We start from the raw sequence: 17,158 nt of genomic DNA on the forward strand, positions 1-17,158 counted from the left end.
CCGTATTATTTCTTCGATACGTCGTAGACAGAGTTGGTGGTGAAGGTCACGCCCAGCTTGTAGTTTTCGACATTATTGCGGTAAGCGGCAACTTCAGTCTGCTGGAACAGAATGACAAACGGACCGTCATCAAGCAGTTTCTTCTGCAGGTCCATATACATCTGTGTACGCTTCTCAGTGTCGCGTTCCAGAACAGCAGCTTTGGTTTCCTTGGTCAGCTCAGGAATATCCCACGCGTTGCGCCATGCCAGTGTTTTGGCCGATGCATCGTCTTTATTGTCAGGATTGCTGGCAAAGGTGTCCGCATTGGTGTTCGGATCCCAGTAGTCTGTGCCCCACTGACCGATATAGAGATCATGCTTGCGGGCACGATATTTGGTCAGGGTCTGTTTGCCGTCGCCCGGAATGATTTCCATCTTGATACCGGCCTGAGCAAAAGTCTGCTGAATGGATTCAGCAATACCGGTGACTGGCTGGCTGGAACGCACATCCATGGTGATGTTGAAACCGTCTTTCAGACCGGCTTTCTCCAGCAATTCCTTAGCCTTGGCTACGTCGAGCTTGTACGGTTTTTCATCCGACGCGCCGAGCAGACCCTTTGGCAGGAATGTCTGGTGCTGAACACCGATATGTTTAATCAGTGTTGATTCAATCGCGCTGTAATCAACGAGATATTTCAGAGCTTCACGCACTTCAGGCTTGGCCAGAGTTTCGTTTTTCTGGTTGAGGCTGAAGTAATAAACAGTGCCCTTTGGTGCGGATGCCAGCGAAACGCCTTCGGTCTTGGCAATCGCATCAATGTCGCCCGGCTCAAGGTTACGCGCTACGTCGATATCGCCTTTTTCAAGCATCAGACGCTGGGTCGCGCTTTCCTTGACATAGCGGTAAATCGCGCGTTTCAGCGGGGATTTGTCGCCACGGTAATTGTCATTGCGTTCCAGAACAACGATTTCATTGGCGCGCCAGTCGCGGACAATCATCGGGCCTGAACCGGCATAATTGGTCTTCAGCCAGCCATAGCCGTAATCGCCGTCTTTGGCGTTTTCTTCAACCAGTTTCTTGTCAACAACCGAGGCCACGTCAGCGGTCAGGCAGTTCAGCACGAAGCTTGGCGCATAGGACTGGTCAACAGTGATAACCAGTGTATTGGCATCAGTTGCCTTGATCTTCTCTTCCACATTATCCGGCTTGAAACCGAACTGGGTGAGGATGAAAGACGGGCTCTTGTCAATTTTAACAGCACGGATGAGCGAGTAGGCCACATCTTCAGCTGTCAGCGGGTTGCCGGAGGCGAACTTCTGGCCTTCACGGATTTTGAAAGTATAGGTCAGGCCGTCTTCGGAAACTTCCCAGCTTTCCGCAACGTCGCCGATGACCTTGGATGCATCATTCGGGTCGAGACGCAGCAGGCGGTCATAGGTGTTGCCGAGGATTTCGCCGGTGGAGAGCTCGAAGGATTCCGCCGGATCCAGCGTAATCATGTCATCGAATGTCCAGCCCAGAACCAGCGTATCGGCCGGTGTTGCGGCCTGCACTGCTGCTGCGCTGACAAATACGCCCAGAGCGGCGGTGGCTGCGAGATAACCAAAACGATTTAATGTTTTAATCCCGTTGGATTTTTTAATCATTATATACCCCATATTTCATCCCAAATGATTGGCCGTTCAACGTGCCTGCGATACTGAAAACACGTGTATCGCACCGTGTTATTTTCTTTCTGCCGAGCTAATCCGGCAGAAAGATTTTTATCTATCATATGATTGAATGGCAGGACTCCGCAAGGAGGCTGACACTTGTCGTCAACTGATTGTTTTTGTGCTTTTTTATGATTGCTCAGTGGTGTTCATGCCAGGCAGAGCGCAGCACACGCAGCCAGTTTTCACGACAGATTTTTGCAAGATCATCCTCGCCATAGCCCGCTTCCCGCAGCGCCTGAACGAGATTTTGTGTACCCGCAGCATCCGTAATACCTTCCGGTATCGGGCCGCCGTCATAATCCGAGCCGAGCGCCACACCATCGATGCCGACTTTCTTCACCAGATAATCAATATGGCGCACCATATCGCTCATCGGTGTGGCCGTATTCACCTGACCATCTGCGCGCAGCATGGTGGTGACATAGTTCAGGCCGACCAGACCATTGCTCTCGGCAATTGCATCCAGCTGTTTGTCGGTGAGGTTGCGTGCAACCGGTGTCAGGGCATGGGCATTGGAATGGCTGGCAATCAAAGGCTGATTGCTGAGTTTGGCCACATCCCAGAAGCCTTTTTCAGTGATATGCGACAGGTCGATCAGGATGCCGAGGCTGTTGCAGGCCTTAATCAGCTCTTTACCGGCATCGGTCAGTCCCGGTGCGGTATCAGGGCTCATCGGATAGGAGAACGGTACGCCGTGGCCGAAAATATTATGGCGGCTCCAGACAGGGCCGAGCGAGCGCAAACCGGCCTGATAGAACAGTTCCAGTGCCTTCAGATCCTTGTCGAGCGCTTCACAACCTTCCATATGCAGAACGGCTGCAAAGTCACCGTCTGCAATGGCATTGTCGATATCCTGACCGGTTCGGCAGATTTTCCATCCGCCTGCGCGTTCAAGCTTATAGGCGATGTCGATAAATTCGCTGGCGATGTCGAAGGAATAGGTGCGGTCAAGCGGGGCAGCAAGCGGCGTGTCGTAATGACCATTGCTGTCCGGTTCGTCAAAAATTGTTTCGCCGGTAGCAGGGTTGGGAATGTAAATCGCGCAGAGGCCGCCGGCAAGGCCGCCTTTGCGGGAGCGTGGCAGATCAATATGACCCTGCGTGGTTCCTTCGATAAATTCCTTTACCGGATCTTCGCCTTTATTACGGTTCTCCCAAAGACGAAGCAGCACATCATTATGGCCGTCAAAAACTGCTTGCATGATTAAATTCCCAATTTCCTCAGCTTAACTTTAAAATCAGGGAGCCTGTTCAAGTCAAGCTGCGGGGCACGATCAAGCTGTTGACCGGTTGAGGCAGCTCAAAGGCGCGTATAAAAAAGCAGTGAAAATGACGAAGACAAAGAGGAAAATGCATCGAAAAAGTTATTATCCTGACATTAATCAGGTGGGGGAATGCAAAATTTGCATAAACCTATGCTGAAAAAACAAACCATATTCAGAATGGATACGCTTATTCAAGCTTTTGTTTTTTATAATAAAATCAATGTATTTTAGCAAAAAATCTAAAAATATGAAAAAAGCGCCGTATTTAAGAAAATACGGCGCTTTGGTTTGGTTTGTTCAAATACTCAAGAATCAGAAGCGGTAATTAACACCGGCTTTCAGAGTGTGGGTCTTGAGATTGTTTTCATAACGTGTGTCATTCACGCTGGTTTTTACGCCATTGTGACGCATATAGTTATATTCTGCTTTGACAGAGAACGGGCCGGAGAGTTGCTGCTCAACACCAACGCCCATCTGTACGCCGCCAGCCCATTTGCTGCCGGATGTAACATTGTCTTTTGGCTTAAAGCGGGTTAGGCCATAACCGACAGTACCGTAAACCAGAGTCTTGTCCATGGCATAACCGGCTTTCACCTTGGCTACACCGCTCCATGACTGCTGCAGACGGCCGCCATCCTGAATTTTATGTTCCGCTTCACCGAAGTTGCCTTCGACTTCACCACCATAAACGAAGTTGCCGGACTGGAAGTTCTTACCGGCGACGATACCGCCCATTGCCGAAGTACGGCTGGAGAACGGGCTTGGTGTTTTGGAAGAAGTGGTGCCGAGATGCGCGCCGACATAGTTACCTTCCCATGTCGCAGGCGCATCATAGCTCGATGAGCTGTCATTGTAGTTATAGTCATTATTGAAGGAATCTGCTGCGAAAGCAGAAGCCTGTGTAAGTGCCAGCGCGAGTGCTGCTGTGCTGATAAGTGTAAAGTGACGCATAGTCCGGCTCCGTATTTGCCATGTGAGGCAATCTTGAAATTTGTCTGGCGCCCGAGTCTTTTTAGTCTTGCGCCTTTGAGCCGGTTATGCCGGTTAATTGTGACCAATTTGGTTTGTTTATGTCATGTTTCTGTTAAGCCGGTCTTATTGTTTTGTTTATAATTAATAATGGGTTAACCGGATTTTTGTGCGTATTCTTTCAGATAAGTCCGAGGCCGCGCATACTGATATGACCAGCTTTGCCGATGATAATATGGTCGTGGACAGCGATATTCAGCGGCGATGCAATTGAGATAATTACCTTGGTCATATCAATATCGGCGCGGGATGGTGTTGCGTCACCGGACGGATGATTATGGAATAAGATCAGGGCAGTAGAGGACAGTTCCAGTGCCCGTTTGATGACTTCGCGCGGATAGACCGGTGTATGATCGACAGTACCGATTTGCTGTATTTCATCGGCGATCAAGCGGTTCTTCTTATCAAGAAACAGGATGCGGAATTGCTCGCGGTTCTCATAGGCCATTGAGGTCATACAATAGGCGATGACCTTGCTCCATGAATCCAGCACATCCTTTTTCATGATTTCACTTTTGCCGGAACGGCGGGCACAGGCATTAAGCAGTTTGATATCCTGCGCGACGGCTTCACCACAGCCTGCAACTTCCCTTAGTAATTGCGGCTCAGCACCCAGCACACCGGCAAAACTGCCGAAGCGGTTGAGCAGAGCTTTGGCCAGAGGTTTGGTATCTGCCCGCGCAATGGTGCGAAACAACAGAAGCTCCAGCAGCTCATAATCGGCCAGAACATCGTCACCATGATTGTTGAAACGCTCGCGCAGGCGCTGACGGTGGCCGCTATAATGGGGTTTGTTTTTCTTTGCAGCTGCAGAGGTTTTAACAGGCTGTTCCGGTTGCGGAGGTGTTTCTGCCGAACGAACCGGATGGTTTTCGGTTGCTCCGGCAGGCACAGACAAGCGGCCGGAAGGCTGTTGCATTATGCCTGCCTCGTTGAATATCTGCAGATGAAGTCTCTCATCAGCAGGCGGAAACAGATCTGTCTCATCCGCTGACGCAATTTTATTTGCCATACTGCAACGTGCCCCCGAATGCACAGATGGCTACCGCAGGGATGAGCGGTTTCCGTTTACAGATTAAACGGAAAATCTCAGAATGGTCTATCGGAAAATAGGTTTTAAGAGGTAGTTTAACAATTTAAGTATTTGATTATATTTCTTAAATTGTTTTTATGGCTGTGTTGTGTCTGTCAGGCCCGGCCAGTAAAAAGCATCTGCAGTCGGCCTTGGGCCAAAGATTGCCTGACCGACGCGGACAATATCCGCGCCTTCTTCAATCGCCGCCTCAAAATCACCGGACATGCCCATTGAGAGTTTGGTGATACCGGAATGATGCTGCGCCGCCCGATCGCGCAGGTTGCGCAGCAGCCGGAAGCATGGGCGTACCTTATCAAGATCAGAGCTGAACAGAGCAAGGGTCATCAGGCCGCGGGGTTTCAGACGCGGATAGTCGGGCAGGCGCTCGATGAATGGCAGCAGATCATCGGGATGCAGGCCGTATTTGCTGATCTCCCCGGATGTGTTGACCTGCACAAAGACATCCAGATCTTTGTTTTCACTTTCCAGCCGGCGGTTCAGTTCTTCCGCAAGGCGGATACTGTCGAGCGCATGAAACTCTGTGGCGAAACGTGTGAGATATTTGACCTTATTGGTCTGGAGATGGCCGATAATACTCCAGTTAATCGCAAGATCTTCCAATTTCGCACGTTTATCGCGGGCTTCCTGAAGTTTGTTTTCGCTAAAATCTGTAATGCCTGCGGCAAACGCATAGCGCAGAATATGTGCCGGAACAGTTTTGGTAACCGGTAGCAGACGGACATCTTGCCAGTTGCGACCACTGCGCAAGGCTGCCGCAGCAATACGTTCCTGAACCAGCTGCAAATTCTGCGCAAAGCGAATTGCGGGTGTTTCACCAAAGCGGGCAATATCTTCGGCAGAAAGCGGGGTGAGCAGTTGATCCATGGCATGTGTCTTTCAGTCGTGCTGCCTTGAGTGCAGGCAAAATACGACACGGAGCATAGTATAGAAATGGCTGGCTTAGACCGGCCACTTTTGAATTCACTGGCAGGCCATTTGAAATTTCAGATTTTGATATTCTGAAAAGCTGTTTTGAGCTTTTTAACGGCAATTTCCAGTTCTGCCGGTGTATAGGCTGCAAAACCCATCAGAAATCCGGCTCTGCCGCTGCCGGATGCATGAAGCGGCGATAGCCCCAGCAATTCGATGCCGACACGTCTTGCGGCATCAATGGCTGCACGCTCCGATATTTCGCAGGTGAGCAGACACGGCATCTGCAAGCCGCCGATCGGCACTCGCGGTTCAATAAATTCGCTTAGATGTATCCCGACGAGTTTTGTCAGAACTTCGAGACGCTCGGCGTAAATATTGCGCATGGCACGGATATGCGCACCAAAATGACCGCCCTCCATAAAACGCGCGAGTGTAAGCTGAGCCACGGATGCTGTATGACCATCCAGCAAGGTGCGCGCTACGGTCATGGGTTTAACCAGTTGTGGCGGCAGCACGATATAGCCAATGCGAAGACCCGGAAACAGAGATTTGGTGAAAGTGCCGATATAGATGGTGCGGTCATGGGGATCGAGCCCCTGCACACAGGCTGTGGGCTTGCCGGTATAGCGAAACTCGCTGTCATAATCGTCTTCGATAATCCATGCCTGATGTCGGGATGCCCATTCGATCAATGCCAGACGCCTGTCCAGTGCCAGTGTTGCACCGGTCGGAAACTGATGGGACGGGGTGAGAAACACGGCTTTGGCTTTAAGCGGGTCTTCGAGAATATGCTCGGCTATAATGCCCTGCCGGTCAACGGGAACTGGTACGGGGATCAGTCCCGCCGCATCAAAAGCTCTGCGAGCGCCGTAATAGACCGGATCTTCAATGAAAATACTGTCGCCGGCATCCAGCAACATATTGGCGCAGAGTGTCAGTGCTTGCTGCGAACTGGTCAGCACCAGCACACGGTCGGCGGTGGCACGGGCGCCACGCTCCAGATTGACATAATCGGCAATCGCACGGCGCAGCGGCTCAGTGCCTTGCGGATTGCCGTGCAGCAGTGCCTGTGTGCCGGTTTCTTTGAGAACCTGCCTTTCAAGCCGCTCCCAGAGTTGTATCGGGAAGCTGCGGGTTTCCGGCAGACCCGGTGCAAAAGGGCGGGGAACCAGTTGTTCACGCACACCGCCGCTACGAAACATGGCATTGCCGCGTTTGCTCAGGTTCGGTGCCTGATTGCGGGCAAGCGCATCGCGTTGCGAGAGCCTGCGCCCCGCCGAGAAGTCAGTCATCTCGGCCACAAAACTGCCACTGCCAACCCGACGCTCAATAAAGCCTTCTGCATGAAGCTGGCTATAGGCAGCCTCAATCGTATCACGCGAGACATCCAGCGATTTTGCTAAGGCGCGGGAGGCGGGGAGCGGTTTACCCGATGCCAATGCACCGTTGACGATCAGCTGGCGGATGGCGCGCTGTATCCGTGCATGAAGCGGCATTGTGACATGAGCCGGATGGGCAATCCATGCTTTGACAGATTCAAGTTGGGAGTGCCTGAACAATTGGTCTGGCTCCAAAGCGATAAGTGGATGGAGATAACAGACCATTCACGAGTTAAAAGTCAAGCGCATCATGACCATCCTGTGACCGTCGGCTTTATGCAGAACCGGCAGCGCCACAGCCATATTAGAGAGCCTGTCTTATGTCCCAGACTATTCCGCCACCATCTCCTTTGCGCTTCAGCGATCTGACCCATCCGATTGTTGCCGGATTGATTTCGGTGATTGTCAATTACGGAGGGACTTTTATTCTGGTGTTTCAGGCGGCGAAAATTGCCGGTCTCAGCCCTGAGCTGACAGCGTCATGGGTCTGGTCTGTGTCTATCGGTGTCGGTGTAACGGGGCTGATATTGAGCTGGCATTTTCGTGAGCCGATCATCACCGCATGGTCAACACCAGCGGCGGCCTTTCTGGTTACTGCGCTGGCCACAACGCCTTATGCGGAGGCGGTTGGTGCTTATATTATCTCGGCGCTTGCTTTTGTCGTGCTTGGGCTTTCCGGCACATTCGAGAAAGTGATCCGGCTTATTCCGGCAAGTATCGCTTCCGGCCTGCTGGCCGGTATTCTGCTGCAATTCGGCATCGGCGCTTTCGGCGGTGCAACCATTGATCCGCTGCTCGTTGGCGGGCTGATCGTGGCCTATGTTTTGCTCAAGCGCTTTACGGCACGCTATGCGGTGGTCGGAATTTTGGTGCTGGGCATCGGTTTTCTGCTGGTGCAGGGACGGGTGGATTTCTCCGGCCTTAGTCTCACACTGGCCGCACCGGTGTTTACAATGCCGGTCTTTTCGCTGAATGCGCTGCTGAGTGTGGCACTGCCGCTATTCCTCATCACGCTGACCGGTCAATATATGCCGGGCATGCTGGTGCTGCGGAATGACGGGTTTAAAACCAGTGCCAATCCGATTGTCACAGTCACCGGTCTTGGCTCACTCATCATGGCACCATTCGGCTCGCATGCTTTTAATATTGCTGCGATTACCGCTGCGATTGCCACGGGGCGCGAAGCGCATGAAGACCCGCGCAAACGCTGGATCGCCGGTATCGCGGCAGGTTGTTTCTATGTGCTTGTCGGTGTGTTCGGTGTCACGCTTGCTGCGGTCTTTATGGCCTTTCCATCAACATTTATCACCACGCTCGCTGGTCTTGCTTTGCTCGGTACCATTGGCGGCAGTCTGGCAGGCGCGCTGGCTGATCCGAAAACCCGTGAAGCGGCATTGATTACTTTTCTGGCCTCGGCTGCCAATATTAATCTGCTGGGTATTGGCGGGGCATTTTGGGGGCTGGTGATCGGTCTGGTTGCCTATATGTTGCTGAACGGACAGTTACCGAAGCGGGATCGTGAAGCGCTGGTCGCTGTCAAAGAAGGAGTAAAGTAATGTCGCAGCCATTATCAATGCAGACATCAGTGATTTCCATTCAAAGTCAGGTTGTCTACGGCCATGTCGGCAATAGTGCTGCGGTGCTGCCAATGCAGGCGCGGGGGCTGAATGTTGCGGCAGTGCCGACGACATTGCTCTCCAACCATCCGGGCTATGAAACCATGCGCGGGCGGGTGCTGGAGCCGGAACTGGTGAGTGATTTGTTGCGCGGCGTGGAAGAGCGCGGCTTAATCAGTACCAGCCGCTATATTGTCTCCGGCTATCTGGGTTCGCGTGCCAATGGCGAGGTTGTGGCGGATTTTGTCAAACGGGCGCGTAAGATCAATCCGGAAATCATCTATATTTGTGATCCGGTGATGGGTGATACGGGGCTGGGGGTATTTGTTGCCGATCCGGTGGTGGATTGTATTATCAATGAACTGGTGCCGCTGGCCGATCTCCTGACACCCAATCAGTTCGAAGTCGGGCTGATTGCCGGAAGCGAGATTTCGTCCTTCGATATTTTGCAGGAAAAGGTACGGCAGATACAGGCGTTCAACAATGCGCGCTTGATTGCGACGGGTTGTGTGTTTCCCGATACGCCTTATGGCTCGCTGGAGAATGTGGTGTTTGAAGGCGGGGAAGTGACAAGACTGACTTCGCCGCGTGTGCCCATTGTACCGGTGGGAACCGGCGACCTGTTTACCGGCACGCTGACGGCCAATCTTGCGCATGGCGGCACTTTGACAGAAGCTGCCCGTAATGCGGCGACGACAGTGCTGAATGTTGTCAGCCGTACAGCCGCACAGGGCGAATATGAGATGCAATTGGGGAGTGCTATTACCGCCCTGTTGCCTACGATTTAACAATCTTTCACATTAATAAATTATGGCCGCATCATTTTTAAACGATGCGGCCATTTTATTATTTGTTGCCGGTGGTGAAGAAAATATCCTTCGGCGACAGTGTGAAAATCTCACAGCCGTCTTTGGTCACACCTATTGTATGTTCATATTGTGCTGTCAGCGAGCGGTCGCGGGTCACGGCTGTCCAGCCGTCTTTCAGCACTTTCACATCCGGCTTACCGAGATTAATCATCGGCTCGATGGTGAAGATCATGCCCTCGCGGATTTCCACGCCATCAGTCGCTTTGCCATAGTGCAGAATATTCGGTGCATCATGGAACAACTGCCCCACACCATGACCGCAGAAGTCGCGCACGGCAGAGCAGCGTTCTGCTTCTACATAAGACTGAATGGCGGCACCGATTGCACCGGTTTTTGCGCCGGGCTTCACCGCTGCAATACCGCGCAGCAGGCTTTCATAGGTGACTTCCATCAGGCGCTCGGCAGCACGTTTGATCTGGCCGACCGCATACATGCGGCTTGAATCACCATACCAACCATCCTGCAGGAAGGTAATGTCGATATTGAGAATATCGCCTTCACGCAGCGGCTTGTCATCAGGGATACCGTGACAAACAACGTGATTGATCGAAGTACAGGAGCTTTTGGTATAGCCGCGATAATTCAGCGTGGCAGGCACCACACCGCGATCGGCACCGAATTCAAAGACAAAACGGTCGATCTCATTGGTGGTAACGCCCGGTTTGACAATATCATTCAGTGCATCAAGACATTCGGATGTGATTGCGCAGACCTTACGCATCGCTGCAAAACCTTCAGGTCCGTAAAGCTTGATCTGGCCAGTATATTTAAGCGGGGCGCTGTCGGCATTGACATAGGTTACCATCGGGTGATCCGTATATATGTTAGGACAGCGCTCAGGCTGTACCGGAATTGACTGCCTTGCGACTAAGACAAAGCAAAAGATTTACAGGTTCAGAACAGGAACCGTCTGATCCGCGATAATTGATTCAGGACTTATGTGGCACCGAATTGCGTAAGCCTCAACCCCATGCTGCCGCGCATTCGCAAATGCTGCGGCATAAGCAGGATCAAGATCGCCGCATATGGACAGAGAATCGCAATCCTGACGCTGAATAACGAAGACCATAACACCGCGGTGACCGGCTTTGACCATCTCGCTGAGCTCAAAGAGATGTTTGGCACCACGGGCAGTTACGCTATCGGGAAACTCTGCCAGTTGTCCTGTGCGTTTAAAATGCACATTCTTGACCTCTACATAGGTCTGCTGATGCGTTTCTCCAAGAAGCAATAAATCAATGCGGGAGTTCTGCCCGTATTTTTGTTCGCGCTTGAGCGTGGTGAAGCCGGATAATTGCGGAATCATGCCGGACAGGATCGCTTCCTCAGCAATTTTATTCGGCAGGCCGGTATTGATTCCGACCAGAGTGTCGTCGGCCTGCACAATTTGCAGCGTATGGGCATATTTGCGAGTCGGGCTGTCGGAGACGCTGAGCCATGCTTCTGAACCCGGCGTGGTCAGGCCGCGCATAGAACCGGTATTGGGCACAGATGCGGTAATGGGTTCACCGCTGTCCAGCCGGATATCCGCCAGAAAGCGTTTATAGCGCTGCAATAATGTGCCGCGAATAAGGGGAGAAGGAAAAAGCATGTTTCTGGTTAGATCAAAGCTGATCTGAATGCAAAACTGAATTTTTATTCTTGGAGATTTGTTTCCGGAAAACTGAATTTCTCAAGAGAGAAAGTGGTACGCCCAAGGGGAATCGAACCCCTGTCTGCGCCGTGAAAGGGCGCTGTCCTAACCGCTAGACGATGGGCGCCTGCCGGTGAGCGCTATATAGCTAAGCCGTATTGAAAGCGCAATAGGGAAAATGCAAAAAAATACAAAATATGTGAAAAAAATCTGATGCTTATGAAAAAGCAACGAAACAGCCGTAATCAGAATCACGGCGGATTAAAACGCAATATGAAGTTCAGTTTCGAGTGTTTTGATTTAGTTCAGAAGGGGAAATTTTATATCTGATCCTGAGATCATTCATCTTCATCAGCTTGGAGAAGATGGTACGCCCAAGGGGAATCGAACCCCTGTCTGCGCCGTGAAAGGGCGCTGTCCTAACCGCTAGACGATGGGCGCCTGCTGGTGAACCGGCTTATAGCGGCATGATATTTATCGTGCAAGTGGGTAAAATAAGAAATTTGCAAAAAATGCAGATTTTTTTCATTTGGCAGTGCTCTGCCTGTGAATAAAGCCACGGAAGCGCTGCTTTTGTCGTGTGGAATTAAGTGTTTAGCGCTGAATGACGGGAGCTGAGGCGTGTTTGGGTGCCATTTTGCCCTGCCAATAAATGCAAATCTGCCGCACAAATCACCAGAGCGGTTCAGAAAATGAAGACAGGCCGGAATCAGATAGCTGATCCGGCCTGTAAAATGATTTGTCTGACAGTATTTTTTAGCCGCGACGGCAGCGCCAGTTCCAGTCGCGCTCCGGCCCGACATCGATATGTACCGATTCTGTATGGCAATAGGTGCCGACACCGCCGCGACTTGGCCATGTGCGTACCTGACGGGCGATTTCCCATTTGGAAACGCCTGGAATCTGCAGATCAGCTGCTGAGCACGACATATGCAATGAGCGTTTCGCACCTCTGACCGAACGGTTGTGCGCCGGACTGCGGTAGCCGGAGGTGATGACAACCGGTTTGCGGTAGTGGCTTTCAAGGCGTTTAATCATTGAGACCAGCTGCGGTTTCAGGCAGGAAACCTGCACTTTATCATGCTGGGTGCGCAGGCCGTTCGGCGCAAGACGCGCCATGCCGCCAGCGGAGGCGAGTGTTACCGGCGCGCTGAAATCGTCTTCATCAAGATCAATATCGCTTTCGTCGAACACTTTATTACTGTGACGAATCTCTACGCCTCCATTCGCACGCACACCCGGTAGCGTATAATTATAGTCGCTTGCTCTTTTAGGAGTGGCAGAGGCTGTAACCGTAGCTTCCTGTTTTCCGGTGCCGCGCACACTGTTTTTTCCCGGTGAGAAAAGACGGGCTGCCGCGCCTGCGCTCTGGCTTGTTCTGTCAATTGCAGGAGTTTGTGCGGTATTTGCGCTTCCATCCGGCTTGGCAGTTTCGGCCTGAGCAGCATTATTCTGCGGCTTTGTCTGGCTTGTCGCCGGTGTTGCTGCTTCTGCCTGCGGAATCGCTGCTAAAGCAGCAGTAGGCTTGTTTCGTGTGCCGAAAAGTGCAGCCAGAGTGCTCGGTTGTTCGGCAGGGGCTGCGGTTTCCGGTGTCTGTACAATCTGATTGGTTGCGGCGGCGGCTGTATCAGCCAAGGCAACCTGTACCGGTTTTTCCGTTTGTGCTTCTGCTGTCTGTTTTGCGGCTTCTGCCGTTATAGCAGAGGCCGGAGCAGCTTTTGTCGCAGCGGTTGCTGTATTTGCCGCCGGAGTATCAGAAGCGGAATCGCCGGATTTATTTTCGGCCAGAGTCGTATCATTGGCGACGCTTTCCAGCAGGGATGTGCCGGAAGATGTGGTGCAGCCACTGATGCTTAAAGCGAGAATGATAGCTGAGCCGCAGAAAAGCTGAGCGTTTTTTTCTCGTATACGTTTTATCGTATCGAACAAAGCAGACCCTTCATTATGCTGCGACTTGTCTGAGTGCATCTGCGGAAACTGAACTCAAATCAAAGGTTTCCTGTGCAACTGCTGGCACAAAGGGCTGTAAAGAGGCTCCGTTTGTGCAGAATTCTGGCTATTATTAATATATGCGGAATGACTGTTTTCGTCGCAAAAATTGTTAATTCTTTATTAATTGGGGCGCAAGTTATGCCCTGTAACAATTCTTTTCAAAACAATAACAATTGTTACATTTCGTGTTCGCGGGCAGACTTGGCAGAATGACGTAAATAAGAGTGTTTTTCACGGCGGAAATGAAAGCTTCCTGTTGCGAAATGCGTCTATACGTTTATTGTCCAGTTATTCGGCCAGAGTTACGACCAGAATTCGATATGCAGGGAATTTCCTCTATGAGCGCACAACAGACACATCACTTCGCAACGCTGCGTAATGCAATGTTTGCCGTGGCTGCTGTGGCGCTCGCGGGTTGCACAAGCGGGCCTTCTGCTGGTGTGCCGCAGGAGGGTGCGCTGCGTACCGGAGCTTATCCGAATTTCGGGATTATGCCGCGCGGTGAAACCAAGCAGCTGACCTTTGAGGAAAAAGACCGGATTACCGGTAGCCTCAGCAGCGCCAAGGCACGTCAGGGAAGCGCACCCGCAACAGGATCGAGCCGAGCGGAAATCGAAGCCCGCAAACGTCAGTTGCAGGCGGAAACCGATGCCACATTAAAGGCAATCGAAGCCACCGAGTAACAGGCTGATCTGACGACAGGCGTTTTGATACGCCATAAATTTATTCGCATTTTAGAATTTACAGATCGGAGTGCTGTTTTGGCACTCTGGATTCGGGTCGTACTGATCCGGACTTTTAACAGCCGTGCAGTTTTACAAGATTATGCTGCATCGCATTTTAATTAAACGGAAGAGAGATATGTCGGAACAATTCCATAAAATCCGTCGCCTGCCACCTTATGTCTTCGAACAGGTTAACCGCCTGAAGGCGAGTGCGCGAGCGGCGGGTGCCGACATTATTGATCTTGGCATGGGCAATCCTGATCTGCCGACACCGCAGGGCATTATTGATAAGCTCTGTGAGGCTGTGCAGGACCCGCGCACCCATCGCTATTCCTCATCCAAAGGGATTCCTGGCTTACGTAAAGCGCAGGCCAATTATTATGCGCGTCGTTTTGGTGTGAAGCTCAATCCGGATACACAGGTTGTTGCCACGCTTGGCTCCAAAGAAGGCTTTGCCAATATGGCGCAGGCGATTACTGCGCCGGGTGATGTTATTCTGTGTCCGGATCCGACCTATCCGATCCATACTTTCGGCTTTGTCATGTCCGGCGGTGTCATCCGTTCCATCAGTGCAAAACCGGATGACAGTTTCCTCGTCTCGCTGGAGCGCGGTGTTAAACACTCGATCCCGAGCCCGATTGCGCTGATTCTGAGTTTTCCGTCCAACCCGACTGCGCAAGTGGCGACACTCGACTTCTATAAGGAAGTGGTGGCCTTCGCCCGTAAGCATAATATTATCATCCTGTCGGATCTGGCCTATTCGGAAATCTATTTTGACGAAAACAACCCGCCGCCATCGGTGTTGCAGGTTGAGGGCGCAATGGATGTAGCGGTTGAATTTACTTCCATGTCCAAGACATTCTCGATGGCCGGCTGGCGTATGGGCTTTGCGGTTGGCAATGAAAGGCTGATTGCGGCGCTCACACGGGTCAAATCCTATCTCGATTACGGTGCTTTCACGCCGGTTCAGGTGGCTGCAACGGCAGCTCTGAACGGCGACGGCAGCGATATTGAATATGTGCGTAATGTTTATAAGACACGCCGCGATGTTCTGGTTGAGAGTTTTGGCCGTGCAGGTTGGGAAATTCCGTCTCCTGAGGCGACAATGTTTGCGTGGGTTCCGATCCCTGAACGCTACCGCGCCATGGGCTCGCTCGATTTTTCCAAACTATTGATCGAAAAAGCTGATGTAGCTGTTGCGCCCGGCCTCGGTTTCGGTGAACATGGGGATGAATTTGTGCGCATTGCTTTGGTGGAGAACGAACATCGTATTCGTCAGGCCGCGCGTAATATCAAACGCTTTTTGGGGAATGCTGACGGAGTTGCCTGATAAAAAGGCGGCTTCAGGGGATTGCCCTGAGCCAAGCGAATAAAGTGAGGCGGGAGCATACAGTTCCCGCCCGTTGAATTAAGTATATATTGCTGAGGCACAATAATGAGTAATGCATTGCGGATCGGTGTCGCCGGACTTGGCACCGTAGGAGCATCGGTTTTGCGCATTCTGCGCGATAAAGCCGAAATGATGACAAGGCAATGCGGACGCGAAATTGTAGTGACTGCGGTCAGCGCACGTGACCGTACGCGTGACCGTGGTGTTGATCTCAGCAATATTGAATGGTTCGATGATCCGGTTGCACTGGCAAAATCAGATAATATTGATGTTTTTGTTGAGCTGGTTGGCGGCTCGGAAGGCACTGCACGCGCTGCTGTTGAGGTTGCACTCAATTCCGGTCGCCATGTGGTGACTGCCAATAAAGCCTTGCTGGCCTATCATGGTGTGGAACTGGCCAAAATCGCGGAAGCCAAAGGCGTGTTGCTGAATTTTGAAGCAGCGGTTGCAGGCGGTATTCCGGTGATTAAGGCTATGCGTGAATCGCTGACCGGTAATACTGTGTCGCGTGTTTATGGTATTATGAACGGTACTTGTAACTATATCCTGACCCGTATGGGTGAGGAGGGAATTTCCTTCACCGAATGTCTGAAAGATGCACAGCGTCTCGGTTATGCGGAGGCTGATCCGACCTTTGATATTGAAGGCAATGACACGGCGCATAAGCTGGCACTGCTGACCAGTATTGCATTCGGCACGCAGATTGCGGCGGATGATATTTATCTGGAAGGGATCAGCAATATTTCGCTTGCGGATATCCGTGCAGCAGAAGAGCTTGGCTATAAAATCAAGCTGCTCGGCGTGGCTCAGAAGACAGAAACCGGTGTGGAGCAGCGTGTGCATCCGACATTGGTGCCAACTTCTTCTGTTATTGCGCAGGTGCATGGCGTGACCAATGCGGTGGCGATCGAAACCGACCTTCTCGGCGAATTGCTGCTCTCAGGTCCGGGTGCCGGCGGCAATGCCACGGCCTCTGCTGTGATTGGTGATATTGCCGATATCGGTAAAAGCCGTCCGGGTTTCCAGCACGGGCCGGTCTTCGGTACACCTGCAAAAGATCTGAAGCCGACAGCGCGCGCGAAAATGCGTTCTCATGCCGGTGGTTATTTTATTCGTCTGAATGTGCATGATCGCGCCGGAGTGTTTGCAACGATTGCCAAGCGCATGGCGGAAAATGATATTTCGCTGGAATCTATCGTTCAGCGCGGCACCGGTGCCAATGTCGAAGAGGCTGTGATTAAAACAGTTGTACTCGTAACCCATGCAACCACGGAATCAGCGGTTAAGCAGGCTTTGAAGGCGATTACCGAAGATGGTGATCTCTTCGACAAGCCGCAGATGATCCGCATTGAACGTGCGGGTTAATAAAGACAGAAATTGATAAAAACCGCCGGAATTTCCGGCGGTTTTTTGTTGCGGATAGCTCTTGTCAGCAAAAAATCTATTTGATAAATTTCTGAGCAGCTCAACGCAGTTTAGGAAAGGAGGGCCGTAAGATGTTTTCTCTGCGACATCAGCATCATCACACATTCGGCCCTGATTACGCCCTGTCTCAT

General features: G+C 51.7%; 14 protein-coding genes and 2 tRNA genes. 5 read left to right on the top strand and 11 right to left on the bottom strand.

The window, feature by feature from the left end; all coding sequences use genetic code 11:
- Nucleotides 1–5: 5 nt before the first annotated feature.
- From F7P81_RS13875 to pdxR, 6 genes are all read right to left on the bottom strand, one after another.
- Nucleotides 6–1,628, bottom strand: coding sequence for an ABC transporter substrate-binding protein (locus F7P81_RS13875; RefSeq protein ID WP_022710894.1), 1,623 nt, complete (start codon nucleotides 1,626–1,628; stop codon nucleotides 6–8).
- A 205-nt stretch (nucleotides 1,629–1,833) separates the two neighbouring features.
- On the bottom strand, nucleotides 1,834–2,898 hold the full coding sequence (locus tag F7P81_RS13880; RefSeq protein WP_151159966.1) for a dipeptidase: 1,065 nt from the start codon (nucleotides 2,896–2,898) through the stop codon (nucleotides 1,834–1,836).
- A 375-nt stretch (nucleotides 2,899–3,273) separates the two neighbouring features.
- Nucleotides 3,274–3,912, bottom strand: a complete 639-nt coding sequence (locus tag F7P81_RS13885; protein WP_151159969.1) for an outer membrane protein — start codon at nucleotides 3,910–3,912, stop codon at nucleotides 3,274–3,276.
- Nucleotides 3,913–4,111: 199 nt separating this feature from the next.
- The gene (radC, locus tag F7P81_RS13890; protein WP_374828100.1) at nucleotides 4,112–4,882 is read right to left on the bottom strand and encodes a RadC family protein; all 771 of its coding nucleotides are present in this window, start codon (nucleotides 4,880–4,882) and stop codon (nucleotides 4,112–4,114) included.
- Between the two features lie 276 nt (nucleotides 4,883–5,158).
- Nucleotides 5,159–5,950, bottom strand: coding sequence for a YggS family pyridoxal phosphate-dependent enzyme (locus tag F7P81_RS13895; protein WP_151159973.1), 792 nt, complete (start codon nucleotides 5,948–5,950; stop codon nucleotides 5,159–5,161).
- Nucleotides 5,951–6,069: 119 nt separating this feature from the next.
- Nucleotides 6,070–7,557 (bottom strand): MocR-like pyridoxine biosynthesis transcription factor PdxR, encoded by a 1,488-nt coding sequence (gene pdxR, locus F7P81_RS13900; RefSeq protein ID WP_151159976.1) that lies wholly within the window; start codon nucleotides 7,555–7,557, stop codon nucleotides 6,070–6,072.
- 140 nt (nucleotides 7,558–7,697) lie between these two features.
- Here pdxR and F7P81_RS13905 point away from each other — a divergent pair, with 140 nt between their 5' ends.
- Together F7P81_RS13905 and pdxY are read left to right on the top strand one after the other, a co-directional pair.
- Entirely contained in the window at nucleotides 7,698–8,933 is a 1,236-nt protein-coding gene (locus tag F7P81_RS13905; protein ID WP_151159978.1) for a benzoate/H(+) symporter BenE family transporter, read from the top strand.
- On the top strand, nucleotides 8,933–9,781 hold the full coding sequence (gene pdxY / locus F7P81_RS13910) for a pyridoxal kinase (RefSeq protein ID WP_151159981.1): 849 nt from the start codon (nucleotides 8,933–8,935) through the stop codon (nucleotides 9,779–9,781). Before F7P81_RS13905 ends, pdxY begins: the two co-directional genes overlap by 1 nt.
- Before the next feature lie 58 nt (nucleotides 9,782–9,839).
- Here the strand turns inward: pdxY and map are convergent, their stop codons facing one another.
- The 5 genes from map to F7P81_RS13935 form a co-directional block, all read right to left on the bottom strand.
- A complete protein-coding gene (map, locus tag F7P81_RS13915; RefSeq protein WP_022710902.1) occupies nucleotides 9,840–10,667 on the bottom strand; it encodes a type I methionyl aminopeptidase in 828 nt (275 codons plus the stop codon).
- A gap of 81 nt (nucleotides 10,668–10,748) precedes the next feature.
- Nucleotides 10,749–11,453: a DNA/RNA nuclease SfsA gene (sfsA, locus tag F7P81_RS13920; RefSeq protein WP_151159984.1), complete on the bottom strand. Its 705-nt coding sequence runs from the start codon at nucleotides 11,451–11,453 to the stop codon at nucleotides 10,749–10,751.
- A 94-nt stretch (nucleotides 11,454–11,547) separates the two neighbouring features.
- Nucleotides 11,548–11,622 (bottom strand) — tRNA-Glu (locus F7P81_RS13925).
- A 239-nt stretch (nucleotides 11,623–11,861) separates the two neighbouring features.
- Nucleotides 11,862–11,936 (bottom strand) — tRNA-Glu (locus F7P81_RS13930).
- 315 nt (nucleotides 11,937–12,251) lie between these two features.
- On the bottom strand, nucleotides 12,252–13,424 hold the full coding sequence (locus tag F7P81_RS13935; RefSeq protein WP_246176131.1) for a YcbK family protein: 1,173 nt from the start codon (nucleotides 13,422–13,424) through the stop codon (nucleotides 12,252–12,254).
- Nucleotides 13,425–13,825: 401 nt separating this feature from the next.
- Here F7P81_RS13935 and F7P81_RS13940 point away from each other — a divergent pair, with 401 nt between their 5' ends.
- The 3 genes from F7P81_RS13940 to F7P81_RS13950 all read left to right on the top strand — a co-directional run bounded on the left by F7P81_RS13940 (nucleotide 13,826) and on the right by F7P81_RS13950 (nucleotide 16,967).
- The gene (locus F7P81_RS13940; RefSeq protein WP_022710906.1) at nucleotides 13,826–14,170 is read left to right on the top strand and encodes a hypothetical protein; all 345 of its coding nucleotides are present in this window, start codon (nucleotides 13,826–13,828) and stop codon (nucleotides 14,168–14,170) included.
- Between the two features lie 178 nt (nucleotides 14,171–14,348).
- Nucleotides 14,349–15,542, top strand: a complete 1,194-nt coding sequence (locus F7P81_RS13945; protein ID WP_116087639.1) for an LL-diaminopimelate aminotransferase — start codon at nucleotides 14,349–14,351, stop codon at nucleotides 15,540–15,542.
- 105 nt (nucleotides 15,543–15,647) lie between these two features.
- Nucleotides 15,648–16,967 carry a homoserine dehydrogenase gene (locus F7P81_RS13950; protein ID WP_151159988.1) on the top strand — a complete coding sequence of 440 codons (1,320 nt, stop codon included), beginning with the start codon at nucleotides 15,648–15,650 and terminating at the stop codon, nucleotides 16,965–16,967.
- The last annotated feature ends 191 nt before the right edge of the window (nucleotides 16,968–17,158 follow it).

The sequence above is a fragment of the Pseudochrobactrum saccharolyticum genome (assembly GCF_008801715.1).
GTDB classification, from domain to species: Bacteria; Pseudomonadota; Alphaproteobacteria; order Rhizobiales; family Rhizobiaceae; genus Pseudochrobactrum; species Pseudochrobactrum saccharolyticum.

Coding starts and splice junctions, on each gene's coding strand:
- F7P81_RS13880 (WP_151159966.1), bottom strand. CDS start 2,898: ATGCAAGCAGTTTTTGACGGCCATAATGATGTGCTGCTTCGTCTTTGG.
- F7P81_RS13945 (WP_116087639.1), top strand. CDS start 14,349: ATGTCGGAACAATTCCATAAAATCCGTCGCCTGCCACCTTATGTCTTC.
- F7P81_RS13950 (WP_151159988.1), top strand. CDS start 15,648: ATGAGTAATGCATTGCGGATCGGTGTCGCCGGACTTGGCACCGTAGGA.
- map (WP_022710902.1), bottom strand. CDS start 10,667: ATGGTAACCTATGTCAATGCCGACAGCGCCCCGCTTAAATATACTGGC.
- F7P81_RS13875 (WP_022710894.1), bottom strand. CDS start 1,628: ATGATTAAAAAATCCAACGGGATTAAAACATTAAATCGTTTTGGTTAT.
- F7P81_RS13905 (WP_151159978.1), top strand. CDS start 7,698: ATGTCCCAGACTATTCCGCCACCATCTCCTTTGCGCTTCAGCGATCTG.
- F7P81_RS13940 (WP_022710906.1), top strand. CDS start 13,826: ATGAGCGCACAACAGACACATCACTTCGCAACGCTGCGTAATGCAATG.
- F7P81_RS13885 (WP_151159969.1), bottom strand. CDS start 3,912: ATGCGTCACTTTACACTTATCAGCACAGCAGCACTCGCGCTGGCACTT.
- pdxY (WP_151159981.1), top strand. CDS start 8,933: ATGTCGCAGCCATTATCAATGCAGACATCAGTGATTTCCATTCAAAGT.
- F7P81_RS13895 (WP_151159973.1), bottom strand. CDS start 5,950: ATGGATCAACTGCTCACCCCGCTTTCTGCCGAAGATATTGCCCGCTTT.
- sfsA (WP_151159984.1), bottom strand. CDS start 11,453: ATGCTTTTTCCTTCTCCCCTTATTCGCGGCACATTATTGCAGCGCTAT.